This window comes from Pandoraea vervacti (assembly GCF_000934605.2).
Lineage (GTDB): Bacteria > Pseudomonadota > Gammaproteobacteria > Burkholderiales > Burkholderiaceae > Pandoraea > Pandoraea vervacti.
The window spans coordinates 3,724,411-3,742,171 of the sequence record NZ_CP010897.2; the positions used below are offsets into that span (position 1 = coordinate 3,724,411).

At 61.5% G+C, this 17,761-nt stretch carries 18 protein-coding genes; 12 read left to right on the forward strand and 6 right to left on the reverse strand.

Annotation, left to right across the window (positions count from 1 at the left end):
* Positions 1-9: 9 nt before the first annotated feature.
* From UC34_RS16230 to UC34_RS16250, 5 genes are all read left to right on the forward strand, one after another.
* A complete protein-coding gene (locus UC34_RS16230) occupies positions 10-1,167 on the forward strand; it encodes a pyridoxal phosphate-dependent aminotransferase (protein WP_044456359.1) in 1,158 nt (385 codons plus the stop codon).
* A 261-nt stretch (positions 1,168-1,428) separates the two neighbouring features.
* Positions 1,429-2,211, forward strand: coding sequence for an SDR family NAD(P)-dependent oxidoreductase (locus tag UC34_RS16235; RefSeq protein WP_044456360.1), 783 nt, complete (start codon positions 1,429-1,431; stop codon positions 2,209-2,211).
* The gene (locus UC34_RS16240) at positions 2,211-3,215 is read left to right on the forward strand and encodes an AraC family transcriptional regulator (protein WP_044456361.1); all 1,005 of its coding nucleotides are present in this window, start codon (positions 2,211-2,213) and stop codon (positions 3,213-3,215) included. The genes UC34_RS16235 and UC34_RS16240 overlap by 1 nt, the downstream gene beginning before the upstream one ends.
* 176 nt (positions 3,216-3,391) lie before the next feature.
* On the forward strand, positions 3,392-3,679 hold the full coding sequence (locus tag UC34_RS16245) for a hypothetical protein (RefSeq protein ID WP_044456362.1): 288 nt from the start codon (positions 3,392-3,394) through the stop codon (positions 3,677-3,679).
* Positions 3,680-4,154: 475 nt separating this feature from the next.
* Positions 4,155-6,134 carry a tetratricopeptide repeat protein gene (locus tag UC34_RS16250; protein WP_044456363.1) on the forward strand — a complete coding sequence of 660 codons (1,980 nt, stop codon included), beginning with the start codon at positions 4,155-4,157 and terminating at the stop codon, positions 6,132-6,134.
* Positions 6,135-6,215: 81 nt separating this feature from the next.
* Here UC34_RS16250 and UC34_RS16255 read toward each other — a convergent pair whose 3' ends face one another.
* The 5 genes from UC34_RS16255 to UC34_RS16275 form a co-directional block, all read right to left on the reverse strand.
* Complete coding sequence (locus tag UC34_RS16255) at positions 6,216-7,391, reverse strand: MFS transporter (RefSeq protein ID WP_044456364.1); 1,176 nt, start codon at positions 7,389-7,391, stop codon at positions 6,216-6,218.
* 248 nt (positions 7,392-7,639) lie between these two features.
* Positions 7,640-7,894: a hypothetical protein gene (locus UC34_RS16260; RefSeq protein WP_044456365.1), complete on the reverse strand. Its 255-nt coding sequence runs from the start codon at positions 7,892-7,894 to the stop codon at positions 7,640-7,642.
* Positions 7,895-8,048: 154 nt separating this feature from the next.
* On the reverse strand, positions 8,049-9,671 hold the full coding sequence (gene groL / locus UC34_RS16265) for a chaperonin GroEL (RefSeq protein ID WP_044456366.1): 1,623 nt from the start codon (positions 9,669-9,671) through the stop codon (positions 8,049-8,051).
* Positions 9,672-9,759: 88 nt separating this feature from the next.
* Positions 9,760-10,077, reverse strand: a complete 318-nt coding sequence (locus UC34_RS16270; RefSeq protein ID WP_044456367.1) for a co-chaperone GroES — start codon at positions 10,075-10,077, stop codon at positions 9,760-9,762.
* Positions 10,078-10,250: 173 nt separating this feature from the next.
* A complete protein-coding gene (locus UC34_RS16275; protein ID WP_044456368.1) occupies positions 10,251-10,895 on the reverse strand; it encodes a hypothetical protein in 645 nt (214 codons plus the stop codon).
* A 194-nt stretch (positions 10,896-11,089) separates the two neighbouring features.
* Between UC34_RS16275 and UC34_RS16280 the strand changes: the two genes are divergently transcribed.
* The 3 genes from UC34_RS16280 to UC34_RS16290 all read left to right on the forward strand — a co-directional run bounded on the left by UC34_RS16280 (position 11,090) and on the right by UC34_RS16290 (position 12,368).
* On the forward strand, positions 11,090-11,530 hold the full coding sequence (locus tag UC34_RS16280; protein WP_044456369.1) for an Hsp20/alpha crystallin family protein: 441 nt from the start codon (positions 11,090-11,092) through the stop codon (positions 11,528-11,530).
* A 62-nt stretch (positions 11,531-11,592) separates the two neighbouring features.
* On the forward strand, positions 11,593-12,012 hold the full coding sequence (locus UC34_RS16285; protein ID WP_044456370.1) for an Hsp20/alpha crystallin family protein: 420 nt from the start codon (positions 11,593-11,595) through the stop codon (positions 12,010-12,012).
* Positions 12,013-12,170: 158 nt separating this feature from the next.
* The gene (locus tag UC34_RS16290; RefSeq protein ID WP_072617497.1) at positions 12,171-12,368 is read left to right on the forward strand and encodes a hypothetical protein; all 198 of its coding nucleotides are present in this window, start codon (positions 12,171-12,173) and stop codon (positions 12,366-12,368) included.
* Positions 12,369-12,466: 98 nt separating this feature from the next.
* Here UC34_RS16290 and UC34_RS16295 read toward each other — a convergent pair whose 3' ends face one another.
* A complete protein-coding gene (locus UC34_RS16295) occupies positions 12,467-13,399 on the reverse strand; it encodes a LysR substrate-binding domain-containing protein (RefSeq protein ID WP_044458281.1) in 933 nt (310 codons plus the stop codon).
* A gap of 175 nt (positions 13,400-13,574) precedes the next feature.
* Between UC34_RS16295 and UC34_RS16300 the strand changes: the two genes are divergently transcribed.
* The 4 genes from UC34_RS16300 to UC34_RS16315 all read left to right on the forward strand — a co-directional run bounded on the left by UC34_RS16300 (position 13,575) and on the right by UC34_RS16315 (position 17,727).
* A complete protein-coding gene (locus UC34_RS16300; RefSeq protein ID WP_157123217.1) occupies positions 13,575-14,513 on the forward strand; it encodes an alpha/beta fold hydrolase in 939 nt (312 codons plus the stop codon).
* A 473-nt stretch (positions 14,514-14,986) separates the two neighbouring features.
* Positions 14,987-15,802 carry a MetQ/NlpA family ABC transporter substrate-binding protein gene (locus UC34_RS16305; protein ID WP_044456372.1) on the forward strand — a complete coding sequence of 272 codons (816 nt, stop codon included), beginning with the start codon at positions 14,987-14,989 and terminating at the stop codon, positions 15,800-15,802.
* Positions 15,803-15,830: 28 nt separating this feature from the next.
* Entirely contained in the window at positions 15,831-17,093 is a 1,263-nt protein-coding gene (locus UC34_RS16310; protein WP_044456373.1) for a methionine ABC transporter ATP-binding protein, read from the forward strand.
* Positions 17,065-17,727 carry a methionine ABC transporter permease gene (locus UC34_RS16315; RefSeq protein WP_044456374.1) on the forward strand — a complete coding sequence of 221 codons (663 nt, stop codon included), beginning with the start codon at positions 17,065-17,067 and terminating at the stop codon, positions 17,725-17,727. Before UC34_RS16310 ends, UC34_RS16315 begins: the two co-directional genes overlap by 29 nt.
* The last annotated feature ends 34 nt before the right edge of the window (positions 17,728-17,761 follow it).

Below are 17,761 nucleotides of genomic sequence, written 5' to 3' on the forward strand. Positions count from 1 at the left end.
GAGGCCCATATGACGGTATCCAGATTGCAAAAAATCCCCGGCATTGGCGTAGATCGAATCGGCGACGCAGCCGACGCTTTGGCGGATCCCGACATTCTAAGACTCGAGAATCTCGACACGGACCTCCGACCGCCGGCCGCCGCGATCATGCGCACGCACCAGGCGATAGACGACGATGCGGCCAACAGCTACCTTCCCTTTACGGGTCTGCGATCACTGCGCGAGGCGGCCGCCGAACGTGTCGGACGCTCGGCAGGCACCCGATATGACCCGGCGACCGAGTGCATCGTATCCGCCGGGGGCCTCGCGGGCATCCTGAACGTGCTGCTGTCGATCCTCGAACCGGGCGACGAAGTCGTGCTGACCGATCCCACTTATGCGGGCTTGATCAATCGCGTCCATCTGAGCGGAGGTGTCCCGAAGTTTGCCCGCCTGATTCCCAACGCTGACGGCTGGCGTCTCGATCTCGACAGTCTTGCCGCCGCCGTCGGGCCGCGCACGAAAGCGCTGTTGATCATGTCGCCCTCGATGCCGAGCGGCTACGTCCCCACGCAGGACGAGTGGCTGGCCATCGCCGCGCATTGCGAGACGCGCGGGATCTGGCTCGTCTATGACGCGGCGATGGAGCGGCTGCTGTTTGGCGGACGCCGCGTCATTCACCCGGCGTCGCTGCCCGGCATGCGGGAACGCACGATCACGGTCGGCGCAGTGTCGAAGGAGTACCGGATGATCGGATGGCGTGTGGGCTGGATCGTCGGTCCCGAATCGATCATGAACGATGTGCGGCTCGTCAGTCTGTCCAACGTGGTCTGTCAGGTCGGGATCGCCATGGACGGCGCGGCTGCGGCGCTAAGCACCGCGCAAGACGGCGTGGCCGCCGCCGTTGCCGAATGGGAGCGCCGCAGCGACTTTCTGATCGAAGCCCTGGCCGATCTGCCGGTGATTCGTCCCCACGGCGGCTGGTCGATGCTGATCGACACCCGACGTCTGGGCATCGAACCGTCCGAGGCGTCGCGGCAACTGCTCGCGCTCGGCAAGGTGGCGGCCACCCCGATGACCGGCTGGGGCCCCGAAGCGGATCGTTATCTGCGCTTTGTCTTCGCCAACGAGCCCGTGCACCGCTTGCAGGACATTCGCGAGCGTGTGCGGCGTGCTTGGGGAGTGTGATTGGGAGCGATCTCTTTGATGGGGTGGGAATGACGAGGCGAAGTCGCCGCTATGAATGACGGCAATCGGCCAGTTTCAGCCATCGGCGTCTGCGCAGGTTTGTCATTCGAGCAGCGACTTCCGTCTCAAGCTTGCCAGAGCGCAGGGGTATTCTACGCAGCACGATTGGCGCGATCGGAATTGATCTTGGCGCGTTATGCTAGTGCGCCCAATGGTTCGAACGCCTACCATCTGCCTATTCAATCGAACCAAGGAGCAGTCATGAACCTTTCAACTGCGCTGATCACTGGTGCTTCGAACGGCATTGGTCTGGAGCTGGCACGCATCCATGCAAGCAAACGCGGCGATGTCGTTTTGGTTGCGCGTTCGCGCGACAAGCTCGAATCTATCAAGCAAGAATTCGAGACGAAATACGGCGTGAAGGCGTACGTCCTTACCGAGGACCTCGCCGACCCCGCTTCCGCGGATCGAATCTTCGCTGCGACAGAGTCGCTGGGACTCTCTATTGATGTGCTGATCAACAACGCCGGCTTTGGCGGCCACGGCAAGTTTGTCGAACGCGATCTCAAAGCCGAGCAGGCGATGATGCAGGTCAATATGGCGACGCTGACCAACCTGACGCATCACTACCTGAAGGGCATGGTGGCCCGCCGGCGCGGACGTATCCTCAATGTTTCGTCGACTGCATCGTTTATGCCGGGCCCGCTGCAGGCCGTGTATTACGCGACCAAAGCTTACGTCACCTCGTTCACTCAGGCTGTCGCAGAAGAAGTGCGCGAATACGGCGTAACTGCCACGGCTTTGTGCCCGGGAGCAGTCGCTACCGGTTTCGTTGCTGCCGGTGACCTACAGGGCGTGGACGTCTGGAAGAATGCCAAGTCGGCCGAATCGGTGGCGCGCTGCGGCTACGAGGCGATGATGCGCGGTGACCTGGTCGCGTTCAACGAACAGAAGCTTCGGATTATGCTCGACTGGATTGTGCCGTTGCTGCCGCGCAAGATGGCGCTGAAGATGTCGCGACAGGCGATGGAAAAGGCCGCTTGATGAAGCATGCAACCCAATTCACGTTACATCCCGGCTGGAAACTGATCGTCTTCGATCTCGGGGTCGCTCCCGGCGACTTGCTGGCGCTGGCGGAGTTGCCTGCGGATCTGTTCGGCCGCAAGGATGCCGTCCTGACGCCTGCCCAGTATTTTCGATTCTTTCTGGGCCTCGAAAAATTGGTCGGTGACGCAGAGTTGCCGGTGCGGCTCGGCGCGGGCATCTCGGTCGAGGCTTTTGATGCTGCGCTGTTCGCCTGCCTGTGCAGTCCGAATCTCAACGTCGCTTTCACCCGGCTCGCCGCATACAAGCGCCTGTGTGGACCATTGTCGCTAGACGTCTGCATCGGCGAGAACTACACCGAGGTATTCATCGAATGCTACGGCCATGACGGCCCGCTGCCATGCAGCTTATGCGCAACGGAATTGGCTTTTTTCACGCAGCTGGCGCGCCTTGCAACACGACAAGCCATCAACCCGATCGAGGCCGAATTAACGGTGCTGCCGAGCCAGGTCGGCCCATGCGAAAATTTTCTCGGCTGTCGCTTGGCACAGGGCAGCTCCAACCGCATTCGATTCTCGGCAGAAGACGCAAGGCGCCCCTTCTTGACAGAGAACCTTGCCATGTGGCGCTTCTTCGAGCCGGAACTTCAAGCGCGTCTCTCGAAGCTCGACGCCGAAGCAAGCACACGCGAACGTGTGCGCAGCGCGCTACTTGACATGCTCCCGAGTGGTCAGAGCAGCATCGACGATATTTCGAGTCGCCTGGCAATGAGCAAGCGATCGTTGCAGCGTCATCTCGCCGACGAGGCCATCAGCTATCAGGACGTGCTTAACGGCACACGACAGGAGCTGGCTAGTTATTACCTTGCCCACTCGACAATCTCGCCTGGCGAGATCGCCTTTCTGATCGGCTTTCAGGACACCAACTCGTTCTTGCGCGCGTTCAAGGCCTGGACGGGGGTTACGCCGGGGGAATACCGCAATTTGCACGCTCATCCGGCTTGATGCCGACACACTCCAGCCAACGGAATCGGCCGGCGGGTGACTCGTGGGAGCGGCCATGCGAGCGTTGCGCTACGACTGACCGCTACGGGTCGAAAACGGCCAGCCGACGGAGGGCCGTGACAGGCCTTCAAAAGCCGTTCAGGTTAGAGTGTCCGTTTTGATAAAGAAGTAAAAAAATGGACGATCCGTCAATGGAAACGCCCGTCACGTTGCGCCAAGCGTATCTCATCATGTTCGACTTTCTCGAGAGTGAGTGGGAGAAGTCCGGCCACCCGGACGAACTCGGCGCGCTCCTCGGCAGCCTTTCATTGTGGAATGAGCCGAATGGTCAAGGCGTTCCGATGGATGCTGCGATATTTCCTCAATGGATTGACTGCGCCCGACGCGTCCTTCAGAGAGACCAGTCGTCCGTTGGCTACACAAATGCAGACGTCAAACTATTGCCAAAGTCATCAGAAGATTAACGACTGGCGACTTGGTCGGCTAAGTGCTTCGCGTCTCCATCAACGCTGATGACTGCCTCAATTGACTTCCCTTTTTGCAGGAAACCAGAAGCGAAAAGTGCGAGCGAATCTAGATACGAAGTATGGTCCGATTGCGATCGTCGATGAACCGACATAGACCTTCACTTCAATCGACAATCTAGATGCATGTCTAGCTCAGATCGCCAGGCATCCAGGGCGAGGCCTCATCACCGTCTGCCACCGGCCGAAATTCGTCGCTCATCGGAAAGGAATCCCAACCATTCGAACATCGTTGGCTCATCCGAAAGCGCTCCCCGATTCGATCGTTAAAGTTGCAGCCAACGACTGCCGTTAAGCCGGGTTCCGGGTAGATTCATTTCCTGATGTCGAACGCCTCATACAGTGCCCGCTAATGAGGTCTTAGGCGGGGCTCCGCGCGTCGTTTCGGCCAATCACCGACCTTGTCAATTCATTCATGTTCAAACGCATCCTGTCAGCACTGCGCGGCAACACGCGCGATGCCACCACAACCCCCTCCCCCGCCCCCTCCCAAGCGTCGGATGCGCAAACGACCCACGCAGAACTCATTACCGTCTACGACGCCTATGGCCGCGAGATGAAGATCCCGCGTAGTGAGTGGCGCGAGAAGGTGTTCCTTCCCAACCTCCAACAAAAGTGGAACAACCCGGCGGAGCTATACAGCCAGATTGTTTCTGGCCTTGACGATGGCTTTGCCACGGACCTGTCGGCAGCCGCCGCTCGTCTCGTGGAGATCGACGCGATCCCGGAGCGCAGCCATGTCATCCAGGGCATCGTGCAAATGAAAAACAACCAGCTCGATGCTGCCGAGGCGACACTTCGTGCCGGCATGGCGAAGGCTGGCGAGACCGGCCCCCTGTTGACCAATCTGGCCAAAGTATTTGCCGAGCGCGGCGACGAGACGCGCGCAGATGAAACGCTTTGGCGCGCGGTGCAGACCGAACCGAATCAGGACAACGGAGTGCTGTGGTGGGCGGCCATTCAGCGCGAGCGAGGAGGCGAAGATGCCTATCTACAGGCGCTGCGCACCGTGGCAGCCCTGCCCGACAGTTGGCGCGCGCAGTTGTGGTTGGCGCGCCACCATTTGGAACATAAAGACGTCGAGGCGGCGCGAGCGCTCTACGCGGAAGTCCTGGAAGCGGGCATGTTCGACGGCAGTGCGCTAATGATGATATCTGGAGACTTGGGAAACCACGGCCAAATTGCGCTGATGCTCGAACTTGTTGGCCCAGTCTATGATGAGCGCAAGCATGACCCGATGACCGGTCTCAATCTGCTACGTGCCTGCCAGCAACTCGGGAAGGTCGATGAGGGCGAAGCGCTGCTTGCGCGAATGTACCCCTTGGGTATCGCGCCTATCAAGCACCATCTGGACCAGTTCGCGCAAGCATTCCAGGAAATGCGCAATCAGACGGAACAAACCACACCGGTAGACCCCGACGGCCTGAAAATCAGTACGCTGGCGCTGCGTCAACCGATCTGGCACTACGGTCTGCGCGATGCCGACTGGCTCTTCACGCAGAAGGCGGAAGACGCCGAAGTGGTCGGTTTTTTTGCGCTTTCGAAGACCCTGGACGGATCTGAACGCGCCGAATCGCAACGTGAAAATGAGCTTGGACGTCTGACGCGCGCCATCCCTCTCTATCTGGCTGAAGCTGCTCACTACTGGAGCGACTACGCGGCCAACTGCTACATTCAGATCGTGGAGGGCGGCGGTCCGGTCGTGTCGGGGGGCGAAACCGATGGCAACGCGCTCTTCGATACGGCACCACCGCGAATGAAGTACTTTGTAACCGGCGAGATCGGGCGCTCAGGGGAAGGCGATCAGGCTCAATGGCAGATATCTTTGCACCTCTGGGGCTGCGAAACCCGAACAAAACAGGCGAGCGAAACCGGAAAAACAGCGCAGGCTGAGATCGGGGCATTGGTCGCCACGCTCGAGCAGCGCTTGCTTGAGCGCATCGGCCGGAAGCGAGAACAGCCGCTGGACGCGTTCTACCAGCGGCCCACGGCCGAGGTCATGTCCGCGTATCTGGCGGAACTGGGTCAGAGCTTCATGTTGACGCTGCTAGCCAACAACCTCCTGCCCAAATCTGCGATATGGAGCGAGCGCGCCATGCTCGACTGGCCCCTCACTATGGCCCTTCGCTGGCCTGCTGCGGAGGTCCCCAAGCTAATGTACATTTCCGGGCTGGGTAAGGCACTGGACTACCAGTCGGAGATACTGGCGGAATACAAGGAGCGCAGCCTGCAATTGCTACGCGATGCACGGCAAGCCAACAGTCCAGTCGCCCAATTGGCGCCGCTGGTGTGGAAAACGTTCGACATGCAAGACGAAATCCACGCCCATATCGGACATTCGCCCGCCGATACAAATCCTGCATACAAGGCATGGCTGAAGCGGGTTGGAGAGTAACTGCACGTCCGGTATCAATTCTGATCGTGCCCGAGTACCCCGCTGACCATCCGAATCTGCCGCTCGATTTTCCGCAATCGCTCACGTGCCCCGATACCCAGACCACGCGGCGAGGAGCAACGATGCCCCCACCACGGCGACACCGCAGATCCAGTAAAGGGTCGCTTCGGTGCCGAGGGTGAGCCATTGTGGCATCAGGAAAATCACGATCCCGAACAGTCCCGTCAGGACAGTCGTGATCGCCTGCACTCGTCCGATCAGGTGCGGATCGACGACCTCCAACATACGTCCATTTGCTGCAGAACGGGCAAGACTCCAGGCGGCCCCGGAGATGCTGTACAGGACAAGCGCCGCGAGACTCCTGCGGGAAAATGAAAATACGACGAGCGAGAGACCGGCAAAGGCGAGCAACACCAGCGGACGCCGCTCGATCCGCTTCGCAATGGCTCGAAAGCTGGCGGTAGCAACGGCAACCGTGCCAACAATGGCTGACACCATTTCGAGCGTGCCAAACAGTGCGCTATCGCCCCGGAGCGTATCCACCACGAAGCCGGGAAGAAGAAGATTGGTCGTCTTGATGACTGCAAACGATACGCCTACCGTGATCGAGGCGATCAGGCTGGCAGGGTTTGCCGCCAGATAGCGTGCAGCCTCCCCAATGCCCGCCGCCACACCGGACTTCGCCGAGACTGTCCGATCCGTACCGCCCCGGACGCGCCATTCGAGTCCTGCGCAGGCGAGCGCGATTGCTGCGAGTGCAAACGCCGACGCGGAGCTTCCAAGCCAGTCAATCGACACGCCGGCAATGCCGGTACCGACGGCGATGCCGATCTGGCGAGCGACCGATAGCCGCATGAAGAACGACACCCGCTCGTTGACCGGGATGATGGATTGCAATCGTCCGGAAAACGCACCGTTATGCAGTGTGAATCCCACTGCACCCACGGCGCTGCCAAACATGAGGACGGTCGCACCGACATCGGGCGGGAGATGCTGGCTCGATCCGACCAGCAAGAAACCCAATGCCCTGACCGTCTGCCCCCTGATACCGGTAAGTCGCCGGTCCGTTCGGTCGACAATGTGGCCAGCCAAAGGGGCAAACAAAAGGCCGGCCAGGCTCGACGATAACAGCACTAACCCGACAAGTTTCGACCCGCCAAGCTGGAACGCTATCCACGACGGCAGAACAATGCCTGTCCCCACCAGAAAGAAGGAGAGCAAGGAAATTGCGGCCAGCGTCCAACGATCTCGGGACATGTGGGAACGGGAAGAGAAATGTCTCGTGGCAGGCGCCCTGAGTCCGGCAAACGGACTCCGTCAGTATTCCATAGAAGTCCGTGGCCGATCAGCAAGAGGCCACTTGTAGGCTTCTCAATCCTGGTACCAGCGCCAACCACCGGGCGATCTGACAGCCAGCGGCTCGCCCTCAGGAACCCACGCATAGGCGGGGGACGACAGAGCCCCGTCTCAGCACCGCTACGTACGACGCCAGCACTGCGCGCACATTACCTATCGACCATCAAATACCGAATGATGAGCGCCGGGTCGGCGACGTCGAGGATGAGACGGCGGAAAATCCGCTTTCGCATATGTTCCTCGTCGAGCAACCATGGCGCCCCCTTCTCGCTGAGGTATTGAACGATAGCCGCCTGCTGATCGGCATGCGCGGGAAGATTCAGCCGGATTGCGAGCAGCCCGGCGATCACGTCGTCGATCTCGATATCGAGAGGCTTCGCGTCGATGATGAGTTTCAGCTGCATGGCCCTTACCGAAACAAAAACGGCGCGACGCGCGGAAAACCGCGGGCCGCGCCGAAGGGAACGGGAAGAACGAAACGGGAAGAACGAAACGAACGTCAGCCCCGCCAGCCCGGCCGCCACACTGACGGTGAATGGCAGAGCAGACGATTCAGCCTCAGTAGTCGAGCTCCGGCGCGGGTACCTGCGCGGGCTTCTCGTCCTTCGGCGCTTCGGCGATCGTCGCATCCGTGGTGAGGATCAGCCCGGCGATGGACGCCGCGTTCTGCAACGCCGTGCGCGTAACCTTGGTCGGATCGACCACGCCGATTTCGACCAGATCGCCATAGTCGCCGGTGGCCGCGTTGTAGCCGAAGTTGCCCTTGCCGTCGCGCACCTTCGCGATCACGACCGACGGCTCGTCGCCTGCGTTCGATGCGATCACGCGCAACGGGGCTTCGAGCGCACGCAACACGATCTGGATACCCGCGTCCTGATCGGCGTTCGCGCCTTTCAGATTCGACACGGCCGAGCGCGCACGCAACAGCGCAACACCACCGCCCGGCACGATCCCCTCCTCGACGGCCGCGCGCGTGGCGTGCAACGCGTCGTCCACGCGATCCCGCTTCTCCTTCATCTCGACTTCGGTCGCTGCGCCGACCTTGATCACCGCAACACCGCCCGCAAGTTTCGCCACGCGTTCCTGCAGCTTTTCACGGTCGTAGTCGGAAGTCGCCTCGTCGATCTGAACGCGGATCTGTTTCACGCGCGCCTCGATGCGCTTCGCGTCGCCCGCGCCATCGATGATGATGGTGTCTTCCTTGCGCACCTCCACGCGCTTCGCGCTGCCAAGGTCGTCGAGCGTGGCCTTTTCGAGCTGTTTGCCGGTCTCCTCGGAAATCACGGTCGCGCCAGTCAGAATCGCGATGTCTTCGAGCATCGCCTTGCGACGGTCGCCGAAGCCCGGCGCCTTGACCGCGACGACCTTCAGGATGCCGCGCATCGCATTGACCACGAGCGTGGCGAGCGCTTCGCCTTCGATGTCCTCAGCGACGATCAACAGCGGCTTGCCGGCCTTCGCGGCCGCTTCGAGAATCGGCAGCAGGTCGCGGATCGCGGAGATCTTTTTGTCGTGCAGCAGGATCAATGCGTCGTCGAGGTACGCCGCCTGCTTTTCCGGATCGTTGATGAAGTAGGGGCTCAGATAGCCGCGATCGAACTGCATGCCCTCGACAACGTCGAGTTCGTTCTCGAGCGACTTGCCGTCTTCGACCGTGATCACGCCTTCCTTGCCGACCTTCTCCATGGCGTCGGCAATGATCTTGCCGATCGCCTCATCCGAGTTCGCAGAGATCGAACCGACCTGCGCGATTTCCTTGTTGGTCGAAATCGGCTTCGACAGCTTGCGCAGTTCTTCGAGCACGGCGGCCACCGCCTTGTCGATACCACGCTTGAGATCCATCGGGTTCATGCCGGCCGCGACGTGCTTCATGCCTTCCTGCACGATCGCCTGGGCGAGGACGGTAGCCGTCGTGGTGCCATCGCCAGCCACGTCGGCCGTTTTCGACGCCACCTGCTTGACCACCTGCGCACCCATGTTTTCGAAGCGGTCTTTCAGCTCGATTTCTTTCGCAACGGACACACCGTCCTTCGTGATGGTCGGCGCGCCAAAGCTGCGCTCGATCAGCACATTGCGACCTTTCGGGCCGAGGGTCACCTTTACTGCGTCGGCCAGCACGTTCACGCCCTTGACGATTCGGCTGCGGGCGCTGTCATGGAATTTGACGTCTTTTGCACTCATGTCGTAGCTCCGGGAAAAGTCGTTGACCCAACACGTCGCGAAGCACCGATGCATGGAATAACGAGGATGTTCGCGACCGTTCGCGATGTCAGGCGGCCTTGCGCTCGGCGCCCTGATTGGCTTCGAGCACGCCCATCACGTCTTCTTCGCGCATGACGAGCAGTTCCTCGCCATCGACCTTGACGGCCTGGCCGGCATACTTGCCGAAAATCACCTGGTCACCGACTTTGAGCTGAAGCGCGCGCTGGGTGCCGTCCTGCAGCAACCTGCCATTGCCGACGGCGATGACTTCGCCCTGTTCGGGCTTTTCCGCGGCGGAATCGGGAATCACAATACCGGAGGCCGTCGTGCGCTGCTGTTCGATTCGCTTGACGATAACCCGGTCGTAGAGGGGACGAATCTGCATTTCCATCTCCTAAGCGATAGATCACCAAAAGGGAATCCAGCCTCGCGCCGCAGCGGCAACACAGTGCGCTGCCACGGCGCGCAGGCCGTGCCAATGTCTGGCGAGAAGCAAAATAGAGGCGCGTCACGCACGCTTCAAGAGGCCGCAAAACGATGAATTTGTAACAAAATGTTTCAGCGCAGCAGGATGCGCCGAACAGCCCCCAACCGGTAGACGGTGCGACCCGACACGCCCGGACGCCGCGGTTTCGGCAGCACCGGGCAAGGCGACCGGCGGCCGCCATCGGCGTCGAGCGTGTCGTCCGGTTCGTCGAGCGTGCGCCAGATGCCGCCCTTGACCGGGCGAAACAACCACCGCAAGTAGCCCTTGCGCGCGGCAAGTTGCATGAGGGCTTCGCGCTCGGGCGCGGCGTCGATCAGGTGCTGATCCGCAGGGCCATCGTCGCCATAGTCCCCGTAGTCCCCGAATGCCTGACGACAGGCGAGCGCTTCGGCGGCGGACGCACCGATCACGGTACAAGCACGCCGCTCGATGCGCTCGACCTCCCACGCGCCGAGTCGCCATGCGGCGTCGAGGAGTGCCGCATCGACGGTCTCGAAGCGATGCCAGGGTTCCGCCAACTGGAGTGCGGAGCCCGGCACCGGTCGTGCGGGAATCTCGACGCCGGGCAGCGTAAGCGGCGTCGCTCGTCGGAATCCGTGCCAGTGGAGGATGGCGACAAGCGGGGTATTGACCCGCGCCACGGCGGTGACGGTGACCGCATAAAGCGGCAGTCTCACGGTATTAATCTGCTCGTGCAGGGTATCGAAAAAATTCATGAAGCCTCCTTGCAACAACCTACATTGCTACCTCTTGAAATTTTCGCGCGCTGACCTATTTTAGTTCTCGCTCAGGCAGTCGCGGTTCACGCGCTGCGTGTTTCGATTTGTCAGTCTGCGGTCTGTTGCGGACAGGTGAACTGGAGCGCGTAGTCCGGTTCGCCCTCCGTACAGGCCCCTGTAAGGAGCCAGCCATGAGTGATCTCTTTTTCGGCACCGATCTGCTGGGCGAACTCAACCGCCTGCAACGGCAGATGGACAGTCTTTTCACGGGTTTTCCCGCCAGCCTGCGCGCGACGCGCACCGGCCTGTTCCCACCCGTCAACATCGGCAGCACCGACGACTCGATCGAGATCGTCGCGTTTGCGCCGGGCCTCGATCCCGAGCGCCTCGACGTATCGATCGACAAGGGGCTGCTCACCATCAGCGGCGAACGCAAAACGCCGGCACGCGAGACGTCCGACGACGTGAAAGTATATGCCGCAGAACGTTTCACGGGAGCGTTCCGGCGCGTGATCGAGTTGCCGCCACACGCGGATCCGGACAACGTGAAAGCCCGATACGTGAACGGGTGCCTGAAGATCAGCATCGGGCGCTCGGAGGCGTCGAAGCCTCGCGCGATTGCGGTGCAGTAAACCCATCGCAGGTATCGAGGCTAACGGGCATGACGCCCGCCCAATGAATCACGGAGGACATCATGAACAGCAACACCGAACTGAGCGTGCCGACAAAAGACACCGGCACAGCGACCGCCAAGCACGATAGCGGGCAGGCCAGCGAATCGCGCACTCGTCTCGCGCCCGCGGTCGACATCTTCGAGGACGGCCACGGCATCACCCTGTATGCGGACTTGCCGGGCGTGGCGCGCGAGACGCTGGACGTGCGGGTACAGGACGGGAATCTGAGCATCGAGGCGCAGGCGGTCGTGCCCGCGCCATCGGGTCTGCGACTCCACCACGGGGAAATTCGCAACCCCCACTTCGCGCGCGCGTTCACGCTGAGCTCGGATTTCGACGTGTCGCGCATCGACGCCCAATTGCGTGACGGCGTACTGAAGTTGACGATTCCGCGTCGCGACGAGGCAAGGCCTCGACGGATCGAAATTACCGCAGGCTAAGGGGCCTCGGGAGAGAGCGAACGGGCGCTGAGCCGCCGACCGCGTCTGGCCGCCCGCTCGCTTGGAATCGCAATTTGCCTGACGGTGTGGTCGGAGGCCACACGCTTGATTTTTTGTACCGAGCCCCCGGTGATGGCTTGTTTTTACTGGGTTAGACGATGCTAAGTCCACACGAATTTGCCACCTTGATGCTGGTTCGGCATGCGCCCGAACAGATCGACATGAACCGCGCAGAGCTTGACGCGTTGCTCGAACGACAACTGGTGATGCTCGAGCAATCTGCCGAGGGTCGGCGCCACCCGCAGTTGACCGACAGGGGACGATCTTTGCTGAAGGCGCTAAGTGCCGGAAGTTGACCGAAGAGGCGGTCAGCGTCCATCGGTGGACGCCGACCGCCCGCCTCAACGCAGCACAAGCAGCAATGCCGCCCGCCGTTCGCCACCACAAATCGTCATCATTCATCGTCCGCAGAATCGTCACCGACATTGCGTCTGGCGCTCATGAAATCGACAAAGGCTCTTGCCTGCGGAGAAAGCGAGTCATACCGTTTGAACACCAGCATCAGATGGCGGGCCGCCCAGTCATCCGACAATGGAATGATCCTCAACTGCAAGCGAGACCGATATACCTCGGCGACTTTCGTCGGCATGATGCATATGCCCGCCTTGGCTGCCACCAGGCTACAAGCCGAATCGAAGCTGGAAACGCGAATACGGTACGTCAGCGAGCGGCCGAGCTCGGCCGCCTTCATGGCAAGAATTTGTTCCAGCGCGCTCCCTTCCGAGAATCCGATGTGCACGTGCTCGAGTGTCTCGCTAAAGCGGATCGCCTCACGGTTCGCCAACGGGTGCCCGGCTCCTGCGACCAGGGCGAATACTTCCTGACGATAAGGCACCGTCGACAGTTTGCATCCTTCATGAACGACGTGCGTAATGCCAACATCCGCAACGTCGTCCGCAATACCCCGAAGGATCCCCGCGCTCAATCGCTCCTCGAAACTGACGACGACGTCGGGGTACGCCTGCTCCAGCGCCACAAGATCGCGAGGCACGAATTGGACCATGGACGAGAGGTTGGCGAGCACACGAACAGTGCCGTAGACGCCGGAGTCAACGTGCGCGATTTCCGCAATCATGCGCTGAAGATCCACATCGATCTTCAGGGCGTAAGCCAGCACGACCTCGCCCGCGCGGGTGAGTCGCGTCCCGGAAGCGTCGCGAAACATCAGCTTGGTACCCAGCGCACTCTCCAGCTCCGAGATGCGCCGACTGATGGCGGACGGCGCGATATGCTCGGCCGTCGCCGCCCTTACGACCCCGCCTTCCGCCTGAACCGCCCTGAACAGTCGAAGCGAGGTCAAATCAAGTTGTTTGATCGTTTGTGGCATGGCAACTTTCTCGAAACGCATCCCGGCGACGGCGCACGAACCGAAGGGTGTTCTCGATCCGGCAAGAGAGGCGTCGACATTTGGCAATGGCCCGTGCAGTGACGTACCGCGATACTAATCCTAAGTCTGCTCCCCGAAAAATTCCGGGGAAAACATGGACAATACAGGAGACAAAATGCTGCCAAGCGTCAGCCACGCTCTTGACTCGTTTCATGTCGGGTCGAGCGCTCACCCCATGTATGTCGAGCGTTGGGCACCCATGTCCGGCGCGTCGGAACGCCCGCCTGTCGTCCTGATTCACGGCGGGGGTCACACCGGCTCGTGCTATCGCCATACGCCGGATGGCCGTCCGGGCTGGGCCTCCCTTTTTGTTCAAAGTGGATATACGGCCTATGTCGTAGACTGGCCGGGCCATGGCCGATCGCCTTCGCTTCCCGACTTTGCGACCCTGTCGATGGATGCCGTCGTCACCGCGCTCGTCGACTTGCTGGATCAGATCGGGCCGGCGATCCTGGTTGCCCACAGCGCCGGCGGGACCGTGGCGTGGACGGTGGCCGACAGACGGCCCGACAGCGTTTGCGCGATCCTGGGCATTGCGCCCGGACCGCCCGGCAATCTGCTTCCTGTGCTGCCATCCGATCCCCTCGAATTCGAAGCACTCGCCGCCCGCGGAGATCTGGGCCACCCTGTTTATCACCCGGAAACGGCGCCGGTGTATTTCTCAAGCGAATTCATTCGGCGCTACTGGGCCAATAGCAAGCACTTTCCCCTCGAAGCGATTGACGCCTACGAGAAAACCATCGTGCCCGAAAGCCCGCGAATTCTGAACGAACGATTCAACATTGGAGGTTGCTCGCCACGCGTTGGCTCGCCGGAGCGAATCCGGCGTATCAGAAGCCTTGTGGTTACGGGCAGCGACGATCCAAGACATCCCAGAAGCATTGACGCAGCCGTGGCCCAATTTGTTGGCGCCACCCATTTGTGGCTCCCGGATATCGGCATCGAAGGGAATGGGCATGGCCTGATGATCGAACGTAACAGCAGCGAAATCTTCGACGTGCTGCGCCAATGGCTGGCGGCTGACGAAAATCGCCCCGTTCAGAAGCACGCTTAACGCAACGATACGGATTCTCGCAAATCGCGCCGCCATCCTTCCTGGCCTGGTCGACCGAGGTCGGGGGACAGGCCGTCCACCGCGGCCGCCCCCTGTTGAAATCCGCACAGCCGGTCAGCAGATTGTTCATTTTTGACGATGCCGACCGGCGCGCAACGACGCCGGCGCGCTCGCGCAATGACTCGCCAGTCAAAAAAATACCATTAAAAAATAATGACTTGCGCCACATCCCGGATGTGCATATGCAAACCATTTTTGCTTCGTAGTAGCCGCGCGGCGACGAGGTTTTAATACTCCCTGGAAATTGCGACTCAGGAAGTCACGCAACGAACCGGGACCCAACCGAGTCACGTCGGGCATTGGCGCCCGGCACCCGATGACAAGTGACTCCACAGCCGCCTCAGGCTGAAAAAACGAGCGCTACCCACGCGACGTATCTCCTTGCCCACGCTACCCTGTTTTCGGAGTCATACATGAAGCTTTCGCTCGTCCTGCGCACCGCTCTTGCCCCGCTGGCTGCCCTCGTGATGCTCAACGCCGGCGCCGCCGACAAACTGCGCATCGGTGTCGTACCCGGCGCTTACGGCGACTCCGTTGCCGTCGCCGCCAAGGAGGCCAAGCGTCAGGGCATCGACGTGGATGTCGTTGAATTCACCGACTGGACGACCCCGAACATTGCCCTGAATTCGGGCGATCTGGACATCAATTACTTCCAGCATCAGCCTTTTCTGAACAACGCGATCCAGAAGAACGGCTTCACGCTCGCCAGTGCGGGCACCGGTGTGCTCGCCAACGTGGGTCTGTATTCCCTCAAGCACAAGACCATTGCCGAAGTGCCGGAGCGCGGCACCGTCGGCATCGCCAACGATCCGGTCAATCAGGGACGCGGGCTGCTTCTGCTGCAAAAGGTCGGCCTCATCAAGCTCAAGAGCGGTGTCGGTTTCCTCGGCACGCTCAACGATATTGTCGACAACCCGAAGAAGCTGCGTTTCGTCGAAGTCGAAGGCCCTCAGCTCGTGCGCATCACGGGCGACGTGGACCTCGCACAGGGCTATCCGCACTTCATCGTGGCCGCCAAGGCGTTCGATCCCTCCAGCGGACTGGCCTACTCGGGCATCGAAGACGCGCAGTTCTCGATCCAGTTCGTCGTGAAGGCGAACCGCGTCAAGGACCCCGTGATCCAGAAGTTCATCCGCATCTATCAGAACTCGGACGCCGTGAAGACGACCGTGAATCAGGCGTTCAACAACGACAAGCGGCTGTACTCGCTGTCGTGGGTCAAACAATGACGCGCGTCCCCGCGAAAGGAGCTGGCCCATGCGCGTAACGGCCACCGCAAGACAAACGCTGACCGAACCCGCCGGGACGCCCGGCGTTCGCGCGGCACTCGGCCGCCCGCCACATCCTGTGGCAGCGCCCGCCCCGCACGATGCAGCACCCGCTGCACATCCCAAGGGCACCGTGGCGTTTCGCAACGTGACGAAGACCTACGTGTCGAGCGCCGGCCCCGTGACGGCGCTCGACGCCATCGATCTCGACATCCGTCCCGGCGGCATCTTCGGCATCATCGGGCGCAGCGGTGCCGGCAAATCGAGCCTGCTGCGCACCATCAATCGACTGGAGCGGCCAACCAGCGGACAGGTGCTGGTCGACGGTGTCGACATCGCCACGCTCAACGACGCGCAACTCGTGCAACTGCGCCGGCGCATCGGCATGATCTTCCAGCACTTCAACCTGCTCTCGGCCAAGACCGTGTACGACAACGTGGCGTTACCGCTACGCGTCGCCGGCGTGCCGAAAGCCCAGGTCGATGCGCGCGTACGCGAGCTGCTCGCGCTCGTGGGCCTCTCGGACAAGGCCGGCACGTATCCCGGACGCCTCTCGGGGGGACAGAAGCAGCGCGTGGGCATCGCCCGGGCGCTTGCCACCGGCCCGGAGATATTGCTGTGCGACGAGGCGACGTCGGCCCTCGACCCGGAAACGACGCACGCGATCCTGCGGCTGCTCCGCGACATCAATCGCAAGCTGGGCATCACCATCGTGCTCATCACGCACGAGATGCGCGTGATTCGCGAGATTGCCGATCAGGTGCTGGTACTGGAGCAAGGGCGCATCGCCGAACTCGACGACGTCTGGCGCGTGTTCGGTGCGCCCCGGCACGACGCCACCCGCGCCCTGCTGGCGCCGTTGCAATACGACATGCCCGACGATCTCCAGCAAGCGCTGCTGCCCGAGCGCCCTGCAACGCCCTGCGCGCAAATCCTTCAACTGACGTATCGCGGCACCGACGGACTGGCGCCCGACTTTCCGCGCATTGCGCAGGCGCTGGGAGGAAGCGTCCGGTTGCTGCATGGCGGCGTGGATCGCATTCAGGGCCACTCGCAAGGGCAATTGCTGATCTCGCTCAGACCCGCGCAAGACGGACATGGCGGACATGTCGCACAGGCCGCACCGGGCACGCAAGGCGCTTCGGACGACGGCCCGCAACCGGATTGGCAAACTCTCACGCGCGGGCCGAATGCCATCGCGCATGACATCGAGGTACTGGGATATGTCTCTGACACTGTCCATCTCCATTGATCGCTACTGGAATGCGTTCGTCGACACGCTGATGATGGTGGGCGTGTCCGGCGCCATTGCCTTTGTCGCCGGCATTCCGCTGGCCGTGCTGCTCATCATCACGGCGCCCGACGGCTTCCTCGCATGGCCGCGCGGCAATCGCGTGGTCGGCAGCATGATCAACGGGTTTCGCGCGACGCCGTTCATCGTGCTGCTCGTGGCGCTGATTCCCGTCACGCGCATCGTTGCCGGCACGACCATCGGCGTGTGGGCCGCCATCGTGCCGCTTGCCGTCAGTGCAACCCCCTTCTTCGCCCGCATCGTCGAAGTCAGCCTGCGCGAGGTCGACCCCGGCCTGATCGAAGCGGCGCAGGCCATGGGGTGCGAGAAGTGGGACATCGTGCGCCACGTCTATCTGCCCGAAGCGCTGCCGGGCGTGATTGGCGGCTTCACCATTACGCTCGTGGCGCTCATCAGCGCGTCGGCCATGGCAGGCGCCGTCGGCGCCGGCGGGCTGGGCGACCTGGCGATCCGCTACGGCTATCAACGGTTCGATACACAGGTCATGGTGATCGTGATCGCCGTGCTGATCCTGCTCGTCACGCTGGTGCAGACAGCGGGCGACCGCTACGCGCGCTGGTTGCGCAGCCGCTGAACGCGGCACGCGAAGCCGTCGCACATCGAGAAAA